This is a genomic window from Oleiphilus sp. HI0080, assembly GCF_001635135.1.
Window position 1 is genome coordinate 1 of sequence record NZ_LWFU01000367.1, and the last position, 12,506, is coordinate 12,506.

Genomic DNA, 12,506 nt, shown 5'->3' on the forward strand with positions numbered 1-12,506 from the left:
CGAAGAGTCGCTCTTTACCAGGAAACGGTTTAGGACTGAGCCTCGTTCAAGCGGTTGTGGAACTGCATCAGGGAAAAATCATGCTTGGCGACAATAACCCAGGCTTGGTTGTCACCTTAAATCTTCCACTGATTAAAAAGAAAGAAGCCGCTCCAAAATTGGAACGGCCGGAGAATCTAAAGGCCTCTCAGAAGTCGTCTACGCAAACTGCTTGAAGCGCTCGATAGTGTACGTCGCTGGAAAAGCAAGAAGCTTCAAGCCACTTTTAGCAAGCTGTTCTGCAGCATCAATGGTTGATTCTACATTTGCCTTAGTGCTTCCAACACGCGCTTTCACGCTATCTAATTCGCCTTCAAAACGCTTCTGGCCCGCAAAAACCACTGCCATTAGGTTGTGACGATTTACACTGTTTTCAATACCTAGTTGATCCAACTGAAAACCAAGGCTATCGACTTGTTGAAGAGCCAACTCACCAAACTTTTCTATATTTTTACTCATGATTGCCTACCAAATTGGTGCTGATTATTCTCGAGAACAATAAGGTTTTTAAATAGGTGCTTCAACCTAAATTTAGTGCTTTTCGTCGGATAGAAAAGCTTGCTTACATGCTAAGCACTTCACGCTATACTTTCACCAAAACCACACATGTTTTTACAGTCCTAGGATATTCGATGCGCTCTTTCTTTTGTTTGTGCCTATTATTCACTGCAATCTTATCTTCCATGCTAGCCAATGCGTCAAACTTTTCGTTTCTATCCAGCACCAGCATCGGAAACTTAACAGAAGCAGAGCGCAACGAATTACGTACGTTCATTATTGAAACATTGGATAATCAAAAACCACTCGAAAAGTCTAAATGGAAAAGCAAAAAAGGCTCTCAAGCTTTGATTAAAGTACTCGTTGATTACAGCTATCAAAATGAAGAGTGTAGAAGCATCAAATTTGCGGTGAGAGCAGCCAATCAGCGCCGCTATCAAAGTGCTGTATGGAATGTATGTAAATCAAACGATCAATGGCGCAAAATTGAAGCGCCTTTAGGTAGACTCAATGACGCTCAGCGCGCCGAGATTAAGAACGATCTATTCTCTGTCTTAGAAACAGGTGAAAACGGACACCCAGTGACGTTTACTTATCCCAAAAGTGATTTACAAGTGGTTGCGACACCCTTTGATTCAAAGCCAGTTGCAGACCAACCCAATAATGAGTGCCGCTCACTGTCTGTTAGCATCTTTGATAACAACGTAATCATGCTCTCTGGTTCTTATCGTTTTTGCTTAATGGCAAAAGAGGGCTGGAAGTACGTTGCCGATGAATAAATAACGACTATCTATTTAGTTTGGTAAGAAATATCAACGACGCACCAAACACTGCTGCCTTGTTGCGTTCGTACCTCGACCTCATCATCGACGCTTTTCGATAACAAAGCGCGAGCCATTGGCGAGTCGATCGAAATGACGCCTTTATTGTCGTAGATTTCATCAGGCCCGACGATTCGGAATTTCAATTCCTGTCCATCCTCACCTTCAACTTCTACCCAAGCGCCAAAAAATACTTTGCCATCTTGTTCTGGCGAGTATTCGACAACTCTTAAATCTTCAATGCGTTTTGACAGATAACGGACTCTGCGATCAATCTCGCGAAGCAGTTTTTTGTTGTACTGGTAATCAGCGTTCTCTGAGCGGTCCCCCAAAGAGGCAGCCCAATTTACTTTTTTAGTGACCTCAGGGCGCTTAACACGCCAAAGATGCTCAAGCTCGTCTTTTAAGGATTGATAACCTTCGGCTGTAATAAGAGGCGTCTTCATGAAATTGATCTTGTATTTGGGGCTTCATTTTAGTGTTAGTCGATTTTAAATTGAAAGACAACGTGCTCAAATAGAAACTTTAACGATCACTGAAAATGTTTGCATGCTTTATCAACTATCGCTTTTGACACTCTGTACGCTCGCCACTCAAGCTGGCTTTTGCAATGAAAATCTCAGCTTTGAGGCATGGGAAGCAGGGGTCATTAACGAAGTAAGTATTGAGAAATCCAACCTTGAAGATCTTACTCTCCAAGATGCGAATAATAGCGAGCTCGCCAATGCTGCTATCCCCAATGCGCTCAGAGACCTTGGAGATGCAGAGCAACGTCCTGCGTATCGAAAGCAAGCTGCCGAAGAGGGCATATCGAAGGCGGCGGAATTACAAGATAAGCTACAGCAACAGGACGCGTTCGATGAACCTTTGGAAATCAAGCTTCCACAGCCGGTACTTTTTGAGCCTCCACAATACTCAGAGCCAACAGGTCGAATACTGGACAATAATATGACAACCGTTGAACGACCCTAACTACAGAGAATCAAAGCGCGTAAGCAGTCTTTTCCATGTCATTCTCTTGCTCATCAATAAAACAAAAGGAATTCCAGGCAAGTCGAATAACATCATTGTTGCTTAGTCTTCTTCGACTGGTTATCGGCTCGTCATTTACAAACGACCCATTGGTGCTGCCATTATCTGAGATAAAAATATCATAAACGCCTTCGAGAAAATCATTCTTTTCCACTTCTATTAAGGCATGTCGACCACTCACTGCCGTATCCGTAATTTGAATATCACATTCAGGGTGACGGCCGATCATGATCTTTGGTTTATCAAGTTCGAATCTGGTTGCTACAACGTCATCAATAATCTGGGCTAGTAGTGCCATGGTTCTTTCTCCTGTTCATTCGTTTCGTTCTCAAACCTCACTAGCATCAGCCTCAGAGGCTATTAGGACTAAGGAGGTATTATCATTCGTATTGTTGTTCAAACTTATTTCCAACAGAGATTGCGCCGCTGCTTGTGTGCAGCCGTTACTCTGAACGAAATCAGAAACATGGGAGAGATCGACAGCTTGATAGAATCCGTCGGTACACAGCAACACCACATCTTCTAGATCAATCTTTCTTACCGACACGCTATATTCGAGGGCTGCTTTCATACCTAGTGCATTGGTCAAACGATTACGATACGGCACCGTCGAGGCGTCTTGCTCGGTTATCAACCCTTCATCTAGCATAGCCTGAACGACACTATCATCTCTGGTTAATTGGTCGAAATAGCGCTTTTCTCGACCTAGTAAATAACACCGTGAATCACCAACATGGAGCACCACTAACTGATGATTAAAAACCGCAACAAAAACAATCGTCGTCCCCATCTTACTCATGTTTTCATTCGCTTCTTGCGCCTTAAGAAGTTCAGCATTCGCATCTTCCAAAGCAGAAATCATCAGTACTTTTAGCCGCTCCATGTCGCCAGAAAAATCATGCGTTAAACTATTTGTGCGCTTTCTTATCCTCTCGGATGCTAGAAGACTCGCTTCCGCACCGCCTTCATGACCACCCATGCCGTCGGCAACAAGAGCGAAGGTGAGCCCCTGTTGTGGCTCGTACCACCAGTTGATGACATCCTCGTTATTGCTTCGGATAGCACCCGGATGGCTCAATCCAACAACCTTGTGTCTTCGCAAACATTTGCTGGTAAGCAACATTAGGCCACCCTTGCGTTAAAATCATTAGAGAGCGCTTTGCGTAAATGGCTTGCCATTTCTTCTGCATTCGCAAATCGTTTGGCGGGATCTTTGTTTAGTGCTCTATTGGTAATTCGAACCGCACTAGCCGGCAAATCCGAACGTAACTCACGGACGCTTTTGTGTTTCTTGCTCATAATTTTTATCGTGAGTTCGGGCAACGAATCTGCCTTAAATGGAGTAGTGCCTGTAAGAAGTTGGTAAAAAGTTGCGCCCAAACTGAAGATATCAGCAGCACCGCTAACCTTAGCCCCCTTAAGCTGTTCTGGCGCCATGTAAACTGGACTACCCATCACTTGGCCGGTCTTCGTTTTAGATTCGTCAGACATCCGAGCGATGCCAAAATCCGACACTTTCACCTGATTGGTATCAGCGTTATATAAAAGGTTGGAAGGCTTGATATCACGATGGATGATCTGGTTTTGATGCGCATAGCTAAGCGCTTCCGCTACCTGCAATACGATGCTGTATACGGTAACAACTGGTAATAATTTATCTTGTCTGCAATGCGCATCAAGCGCAGCCCCGTCAACATAATCCATGGCGATATAAGCAAGCTCTCGCTCTTCACCGACATCATAAACCGTCACAATATTTGGATGGCTTAGTCTCCCAGCTGCCTTCGCCTCCCGACAAAAGCGCTCCCTGAGCTCTTGCAATTGATCCTGTGGAAACTGGCTATAAGGCAGTGTTTTAATCGCTACTTTTCTGGCGATTCTTGGATCTTCACCAAGATAGACTACTCCCATCGCGCCACGGCCAAGCTCCCTAATCATTTGATATCGCCCAAGCTTTGGAAGAATAATATTTCTTTCAACAACCTTAGTAGCGTCAAGAGGCACTAGAGTCCCATGGCTGGCGCTGTTGTTCAGTTTGGTTGCCGCTTTGATATCGGCTAAGCGTTGCGCAACGTCTTTAAAACCGCGGTGATTGTCATAGATAATTTGGTAGGCCTGTGCAGCCAACAGATGTAGACGCTTGTTCTGTTGATCACGGGCAAAGGAATACGCAAGCTCATAGGTATCGGCGCATGGTTTGCATTGCTTGAGGAGGCGCAGGGTTTTTTCACTGCTATCGGTATTCGAAATATCCCGTATATAGTCTAAAGACGTGTTGTGCAGTTGCTTTCGAATGTCCTGGATATTCATTTCGTGTTTTAACTGCAAGAGCATAATGAAGTAAGCACCAATCAAAAACTGACTAGCTGCACCCATTGGCATCCAAAGGTTAGCAAATCGAAGTAGCGCTACTTCGATGAACATAGTGCTGCACGCTATCCCAAACACAATTTTTAATGAGCGCTCTTCTGGAACCTTGGGTAAACCCCGAATCAACACAAGAACGATCAGCACCATGACAAACCGCTCGACGAGAGCAAATGCCATTGGGGTCAGCTCATCACGCGTATGATTAAAATGAAATGCATCGCCATTAAAAATGCTCGCTAACGACCCTGCGATATCATTGAGGCCCATCTGGTCGTAGACGTGACTTTTCTGAATCGCCTGTTCGTTTTTAAGCAACACAAGCTGATCTGAAGTTGCGACTGCTGCATACAATGAATCATCCAGTTGCTGAACCCACTGAGGCCGCTCTGGAACAAGCGCAAGAAAAACCGCTGCGATCAAAACCAGGGTATTCACCGAATACAACTCGTAGATCAAAGCAATAAGCTGTTTAAATTTAGATTTAACTGGCGTGTTACTCAAAGCATGCTCGCATAGAAGTGACTATTGCGCTCCGATCAGCAGTGCTGTGTTCGGAGTTCGCGTCTTTTCATCGTTTATGCTTTAACTTTAGATTGGCTTTAGAAGAGGTATTGCAAAGAAAGAGCCGCTACTTGTAACGGTTTGTTTGGCTGTGCGTTGGCGCACGTTAGTGATGCGCGTGACATCATACTCGCGCCCTTAACTTGCTGTGATCACCAAAAGTCCCAGCGCATAAAACAGCGCTGAGATGGATTTAGCGCGGATCCTTGGCTGTTTGAGTGCTTTTTGAGGGCCTTCTTCGACGCCTCGGCTTATTTTCTTGTGGTTTAACAGAAGAGTCGCCAGAGGTTTTCCAAACACTTTCATTATTATGACTTTTCTTGGCGCTCGCCTTGTCCGACCGAGGCCCGTCATGATGTTCATTTTTATTTGGATTTTTTTTCTTCGGTCTTTTTGGCTTCAGCGGTTTTGGTTTAGCAGGTGACGCGCCCAAACGCTCTTTGGGCTCAAACCCAGGCACGATCTCTCGCGGCAATACCTGCTGAATCAAACGCTCAATTCCCGTTAACTCCTTATACTCGGCTGCACAGACTAAAGAGACTGCTTTGCCTTCAGCGCCAGCTCTTCCGGTTCTCCCTATACGATGCACATAGTCTTCAGCGACATGCGGTAAATCAAAGTTAACGACTTGGGGAAGTTGGTCAATATCAATTCCTCGCGCGGCTATATCCGTGGCGACTAACACTTGTACATCGCCCTTTTTAAAATCTGCCAAAGCGCGTGTTCGCGCACCTTGACTCTTATTGCCATGGATAGGAGCCGACGTAATACCCGACTTAACTAACTGATGTGACAGCTTATTTGCACCGTGTTTTGTTCTGCAGAACACTAGCACCTGATACCACTTGTGCTCCTTGATGAGTTTTATAAGCAACGCAGATTTTTGACCTTTGTCGACGGGAACAATGAGCTGGTCAACTGTCTTGGCAGCGGTATTCTTTGGCGTGACAGAAATTTCGATAGGGTTGTTAATAAGCCCCTTCGCGAGATTTCGAATGTCCTCAGAGAACGTCGCCGAGAAGAGCAAATTTTGACGACGCTTAGGCAATAACGCGATGACTTTTTTAATGTCATTAATAAAGCCCATATCAAGCATACGATCTGCTTCATCAAGAACGAACACTTCAACCTGATCAAGCTTAACCGCATTTTTAGAGTGCAGATCCAGTAAACGCCCCGGCGTTGCAACTAGAATATCGACACCTTTGCGAAGCTTTTGCATTTGGGGGTTGATATTAACTCCACCAAACACGACAGCCGATCGCAAAGGGAGGTTTGACCCGTATGTCATCACGCTGTCACTCACTTGCGCTGCCAATTCCCGGGTTGGTGTTAAAACCAAAGCGCGAACATGATTCGCTCTTGGACCTTTTCCGCCAGACAGTTTTTCTAGCAATGGAAGGGTAAAACCTGCTGTTTTACCGGTACCCGTTTGCGCTGCCGCCATCACATCGTGACCGTTTAAAATGGCCGGTATTGCCTGTTCTTGTATCGGAGTCGGAGTGTCGTAGCCCTGCTTCGCAACAGCTTCAAGAATTCTTGTCGATAGACCTAGGGTATCAAAGCTCATTGGCGATCTCTTAGTTAGGTAAGCAAAGGTTCCGATTACAATTGAGGGAAATCGGAGGAGAGCAATTTCTGCGCAGTATATAGAGTGTTGGCGCGATACGGTACTTTTATCGATTAGAAACTCGTAGAAGCATTTGAGGAGAATTCATTGCGCTCTTCGATGACAGATTGTTTTTTTATGATCCATCTTCCCAGGTCGGGATAGGTAGATAAAAAGCTGCTAAAGCAGCTTTTTATCTCAAAACGTATTAATTATGAGCTAGGGATTAGCCCGCATAGCAACCCTGATTAGAATTTGGCTGAAACCCAAACCCAGGCCTTGTCAGTATCGACTTTGCCAAAAGCCGCATCTCCTGCCGAGTACATTGCATACTTCAAACCACCCGAATAGGTATCATTGAATTTCTTAGCGGCAAGCAGATCAACTTCCGTACCAAGATCATCAGAACCTCCATTGCTCACGTCGGCAGAAAAATCATGATAAATAGCAGCAAGCTTAATACCCGAGACCTTCGTTCCTACACTCACATACAAATCTTCAAGCCCCTGATCAGGCGTGCCTAGAAATTGGTCAGCCCAGCCATTGAACTTATGCAAGGTAGCCAAGGGTGTCGAGAAACCATAATTTCCCTCGTCTGAGCCCAGCGACTCGAAACCAAGCTTCGCGGTAATTCCACTAACAGATGCGCCAAGTTCAAGGGCCAGATAATCAGCGTCTAGATCAGCGGAACCTGCTTCAGATTTTTCCTGCGTGGCATATTCAGCGGCATATAGAATAGTCACATCCTCTGACGCAGGCTTTTTACCAGCAAACCTTAAACCATACGTATCGAGACTATTGTCGATGTTTTGGTCCACCTCTAATAGATATGCATAAGCACTAAGCTTACCCAAATCTGTCGAGTAGGCTAAGTTAAGCAAATGATCTTTAGAATCGATGTCCTTCTCTTCTCCAAAAATACGGTTTCGCTTCACCAAGTAAGCGTACTGACCTGTGAATTGATCTGTAAAACCTGCTTCCACTCTAAACGCATCAAAGGTTTGCCGATCTTGACGCCAGCCAACGTGGCCCACAAAGCGATGATTATCCAGTGTTAATACTTGGCGCCCAATCGTGGCGGTTGCAATACCGCGCTTGTACTTTAGAAACGCCTGATCGACTTCCGTCGTCTCGGGGTCTGCGATGACAGAATACACCCCTGCATTTTTGCCATTCGTATCGTTGTATTCATCGATTCCCAATACCTGTCGTGAGTCTTCAAACTCTAGCCCTGCAGACAAGCCCTCAACGCTCGCAGTTGTAAAGCCAAAACGCGTGCGCAATGTAAGTCCCTTGGCATCTTTAAGAGAGTTGTCTTGATCTACAGTCTCATAGCGTAGTCGGAAATCGCCGTATGCCTTCCCCCCGTCAACAGCTTCTTGAATGCTCTCTTTTAGAGAGGCATTCGCAACATTCATCGAAGCACCGCACATAATGGCAAGCGCGATACTTGTTGATCGAGCCAAGCTATTTGAATTAACACTCATCTTTAGATTCATAAAACTATCTCCAATAGTATTTTAACAACGAACATCTAAGCGGCCTGTCGCTCCATACCTTCAGGACCTCTTTCGCAACTTCTAGTAGTGGTGCGTTAAATCGATCAAAAGCGAAAAACTCCTAAGTGACTAAGCGATTGCTGATCGACTTTTTTGATGCAAAAAAAAACTCATTCCGCCCCCCGATATAAAATCAAGGAGTGAAATGAGCGTCTTTGCTGATATTTCTGCTATTCGGACAGTGAATTCACTACGCTGTAATTCCACTGTCTTAATCTTCAAATGCTATTAAGCACAAAGCAGACCAAAATTTTAAGACATTGAATTTAAAAGGATTTATTAAGTGAGGTGCGACGAGTTAGGCTGGCGTTATGCCTCATAGCGGAGCAACAAAACAAGTTCGCACAATTTACGAACACAGGAGTAAGTACGAACACAACCGGGGATTCAAAACATCAGTCCATATCGAAAACACGCATACGCAAGAACGGCTGTTCGATGCGGCTCAGTGCCACGAGAACAACAAATACAGAGAAAGTTTTATACCAGGCGCATTCGATGCTCGCGCTAAGTTCCTAATGCTTGAGCAGGAACATAGGAGTCATTATCTGGCCTATTCCACGTTGGTTACTTTTCGCAAACAGCCGGATATGTCGTTACAACGTATACCACCGTCATGTATTCCACCGTCATGCTACGCGGCATATAAAGAATGGACACCTCTTACCCTCCCAAATTCGCATAGGTAAGGTGCAGGTCTAACAAGTCCTTCGCGACCGCTAACGTCGTCGTCCGCTGCTATTCGACCGTGACAGATTTAGCTAGATTTCGTGGTTGGTCTACGTCCGTTCCCTTGATCAGAGCAACGTAGTAGCTCAATAATTGTAATGGGACGGAGTAGAGTATAGGTGCCACAAATTCATCGCAATGAGGTACATCCAAAACGCTCATCGTCGAATCACTTTCAAACTTGGCGGCTTTGTCAGCAAAAACATACATTAGACCGCCGCGAGCACGAACTTCTTCGACATTCGAATGAAGCTTTTCAAGCAATTCGTTACCTGGTGCGACTACGATAACCGGCATATCAGCGTCAATCAGCGCTAGTGGCCCATGCTTCAATTCACCTGCCGCATAGGCTTCCGCATGAATATAAGAGATTTCCTTTAGCTTGAGCGCCCCCTCCATCGCGATAGGGTATTGCTCTCCTCGGCCAAGGAAGAGACTGTGGTGTTTATCCGCAAAGTCCTCTGCTAGATCTTTGATGGACGAGCTCATATCTAATGCCTGCTCTACCTTAGCCGGCAAGGCAAGCAGAGAAGATACGATTCTATCTTCATCTTTTTTGCTCAATGTCTTGTGCTTTCCTATTGCCGCAACAAGCAACAGAAGACCGGCCAACTGAACGGTAAACGCTTTCGTGGATGCTACACCTATCTCAACACCGGCACGCATCATATAGGCAAGATCAGACTCTCTCACTAAAGAAGATCCGGGGACATTACAAATGGTCAGGCTCGCCTTATACCCTAACTCTTTTGCTAGTCGTAAAGCGGCTAACGTATCTGCAGTCTCTCCGGATTGAGAAATTGTGACGATCAATGAGTTTGGAAACACAACAGATTTTCGATAACGAAATTCAGAAGCAATCTCGACGTTGCAAGACACTCCGGTATATTGCTCAAACCAATAACGAGCAACCATACCGGCATGATAACTCGTGCCGCATGCGATAATTTGTACGTGATCAATACCGCTCAAAATGTTATCCGCATTCTCGCCAAATGCATCGCTAAGAACCTCGCCATTATCTACCCGACCGACAAGCGTGTTTTTTAAGGCAATAGGTTGTTCATGTATTTCTTTAAGCATGTAATGCTTGAATTGACCTTTGTCGCCTGCATCATGCGTAATGTCTGACTCGGTAACTGTTCGTTCTACGGGCTGGTTGGTATGGTCATATATCCTGACCTCGTGACGAGTAACTTCTGCAATATCCCCTTCTTCTAGAAAGGCAAATCGGTTGGTGACAGGTAAAAGAGCAAGCTGATCGGATGCAAGGAAGTTTTCGCCAATGCCATAGCCAATGACCAAAGGGCTGCCCGAACGCGCTGCAACAAGCCTATCGGGATCACTCGTCTCCATTGCAACTGCGCCATAAGCCCCATCAAGCTGTTGAATGGTCTTCTGAAAAGCGTCTAAGAGACTCTTACTTTGCTGGCGTTCGTGATGGAGGAGATGTGCAATGACTTCGGTATCTGTGTCGGAGGAAAAGGTGTACCCAAGGGTCTTCAGATGATCGCGAAGTTCAAGATAGTTTTCGATAATGCCGTTATGGACGACGGTAATTTCAGAAGAGGAGCTGTGAGGGTGTGCGTTAGCCTCGTTTGGTTCACCATGCGTAGCCCATCGTGTATGTGCAATGCCGATCCCTCCAAGGCAGGGCTCCGAAACCAACGCATCAGCTAGAGCTTGAACCTTCCCAACGCGGCGTACACGCTGGAACTCTCCGGTCTTCGAGAGCACTGCTAAACCTGCAGAGTCATAACCTCTATATTCTAGTCGACGTAAGCCTTCTATTAAAATATTTGCCACATCTCTCTGTGCAATCGCACCCACAATCCCACACATACTTTTCCCCTACTACAAATCGATCCGTGATCTTTAAATTACTTCTTAGTCAGCTTCTTCCAATTAGAGATATTCACCTGTTTTCCGCGGGCTACGGCTAATTGCTGCGCATCAACATCTTTTGTAACAACTGAGCCGGCGCCTACGGTCGCACCTTGTTTGACGACAATTGGAGCTACCAACGACGAATTGGAGCCTATGAAGACGTCATTCTCAAGTTTGGTTTGGTATTTATTTACACCATCATAGTTACAAGTGATCGTGCCCGCGCCAATATTAACGTCGTCGCCAATTTCAGCATCACCGATATAGCTCAGGTGATTCACTTTGGATCCACTACCGATGTTCGCCTTTTTGGTTTCAACAAAATTTCCGATTTTCGCATTCTCTGCAAGAGCAGTACCTGGTCTTAGCCGTGCAAAAGGTCCAATATTACAATGCCCGTCAACTTGGCTCTCTTCGATAACGCTGTGCGAGTTAACAGTCGTATTTTCGCCGATAGAACTATTGGTAATAATGCAATTTGGCCCAATGTAAACTCCATCAGCCAAGGTGACACGCCCAATAAAAACGCAATTTAAGTCGATTGTCACATCCTTGCCACACACGAGCTCGCCACGAATGTCGATACGATTCGGATCAAATAGACTCACCCCGTCGCGCAGTAAACGCTCACCGTACTGTGACTGGAACCAGCATTCCAGTTCACAAAGCTGCAGTCGATCATTAACACCTTGTACTTCTTCTGGCGATGAGGGTGAGCAGGACTCTACTTCTTTGCCATCACTCACTGCCAACGCAACGAGATCTGTTAAGTAATATTCGCCTTGTGCATTGTCTGAACTTAGTCGCGGTAACCACTGCTTTAAGTTGTCGGACGTCGCAGCCATAAAACCGGTATTGATTTCTTGAATAGCCAATTGTTCTTCGTTGGCGTCTTTTTGCTCGACGATTGCAACAAGTTCATCAGCGACATTGCGTACGATTCGACCATAACCAGTTGGGTCTTCAACATCCATGGTCAATAGAGCTAAGGTTTCTTGATCTGCGAGCCCGATCAACTCATTTAAAGAGTCATTGGCAATTAGAGGAACATCTCCATAGAGAACAAGGACTTTTGAGCCGTCATTTAAATGTGGCAGAACCTGCGCCACGGCGTGGCCCGTTCCTAGTTGCTCATGTTGTTCAACCCAATTTAGTGGGTACTCAAACTGTTGATAATGGGCACGTAATTGATCTGCACCGTGACCAATAACAACGTGAATTCTATCTGGATTCAGTGCAAGTGCGGTCTCTAATACGTGTGTGAGCATTGGTTTGCCAGCAAGTGTATGCAATACCTTAGGCTTATCAGACTTCATACGGGAGCCTTTACCCGCAGCTAAGACGATAATGTGAAAATCCATATCTCGTTCCAATTCTCTCGTTTTGTTTAATTGTAGTCGC

General features: G+C 45.4%; 11 protein-coding genes and 1 pseudogene. 3 read left to right on the plus strand and 9 right to left on the minus strand.

What is annotated here, in order from left to right:
* A pseudogene (locus A3751_RS05535) lies at positions 1-215 on the plus strand (two-component sensor histidine kinase); the annotation flags it as partial.
* Here A3751_RS05535 and A3751_RS05540 read toward each other — a convergent pair.
* The gene (locus tag A3751_RS05540) at positions 199-498 is read right to left on the minus strand and encodes a hypothetical protein (protein WP_068453205.1); all 300 of its coding nucleotides are present in this window, start codon (positions 496-498) and stop codon (positions 199-201) included. The pseudogene A3751_RS05535 and the gene A3751_RS05540 overlap by 17 nt on opposite strands.
* Before the next feature lie 173 nt (positions 499-671).
* Between A3751_RS05540 and A3751_RS05545 the strand changes: the two genes are divergently transcribed.
* Positions 672-1,316: a hypothetical protein gene (locus A3751_RS05545; RefSeq protein WP_068465066.1), complete on the plus strand. Its 645-nt coding sequence runs from the start codon at positions 672-674 to the stop codon at positions 1,314-1,316.
* An 11-nt stretch (positions 1,317-1,327) separates the two neighbouring features.
* Here the strand turns inward: A3751_RS05545 and greB are convergent, their stop codons facing one another.
* Entirely contained in the window at positions 1,328-1,804 is a 477-nt protein-coding gene (gene greB / locus A3751_RS05550; protein ID WP_068453209.1) for a transcription elongation factor GreB, read from the minus strand.
* Between the two features lie 103 nt (positions 1,805-1,907).
* Here greB and A3751_RS05555 point away from each other — a divergent pair, with 103 nt between their 5' ends.
* The gene (locus A3751_RS05555) at positions 1,908-2,330 is read left to right on the plus strand and encodes a hypothetical protein (protein ID WP_068453211.1); all 423 of its coding nucleotides are present in this window, start codon (positions 1,908-1,910) and stop codon (positions 2,328-2,330) included.
* 10 nt (positions 2,331-2,340) lie between these two features.
* On the opposite strand, the gene A3751_RS05560 is transcribed toward A3751_RS05555, so the two are convergent.
* The 7 genes from A3751_RS05560 to glmU all read right to left on the minus strand — a co-directional run.
* Complete coding sequence (locus A3751_RS05560) at positions 2,341-2,688, minus strand: FHA domain-containing protein (protein WP_068453213.1); 348 nt, start codon at positions 2,686-2,688, stop codon at positions 2,341-2,343.
* Positions 2,689-2,718: 30 nt separating this feature from the next.
* Positions 2,719-3,513 carry a PP2C family serine/threonine-protein phosphatase gene (locus tag A3751_RS05565; RefSeq protein WP_068453214.1) on the minus strand — a complete coding sequence of 265 codons (795 nt, stop codon included), beginning with the start codon at positions 3,511-3,513 and terminating at the stop codon, positions 2,719-2,721.
* Positions 3,513-5,195 carry a serine/threonine-protein kinase gene (locus tag A3751_RS05570; RefSeq protein ID WP_156492273.1) on the minus strand — a complete coding sequence of 561 codons (1,683 nt, stop codon included), beginning with the start codon at positions 5,193-5,195 and terminating at the stop codon, positions 3,513-3,515. The genes A3751_RS05565 and A3751_RS05570 overlap by 1 nt, the downstream gene beginning before the upstream one ends.
* Before the next feature lie 319 nt (positions 5,196-5,514).
* On the minus strand, positions 5,515-6,891 hold the full coding sequence (locus tag A3751_RS05575; RefSeq protein ID WP_082863071.1) for a DEAD/DEAH box helicase: 1,377 nt from the start codon (positions 6,889-6,891) through the stop codon (positions 5,515-5,517).
* A gap of 287 nt (positions 6,892-7,178) precedes the next feature.
* Positions 7,179-8,429, minus strand: a complete 1,251-nt coding sequence (locus A3751_RS05580) for an alginate export family protein (RefSeq protein ID WP_197466195.1) — start codon at positions 8,427-8,429, stop codon at positions 7,179-7,181.
* 798 nt (positions 8,430-9,227) lie between these two features.
* A complete protein-coding gene (glmS, locus tag A3751_RS05585) occupies positions 9,228-11,060 on the minus strand; it encodes a glutamine--fructose-6-phosphate transaminase (isomerizing) (protein ID WP_068453218.1) in 1,833 nt (610 codons plus the stop codon).
* Positions 11,061-11,098: 38 nt separating this feature from the next.
* On the minus strand, positions 11,099-12,506 hold a 1,408-nt coding region (glmU, locus tag A3751_RS05590; protein ID WP_369821227.1), incomplete at its 5' end, for a bifunctional UDP-N-acetylglucosamine diphosphorylase/glucosamine-1-phosphate N-acetyltransferase GlmU.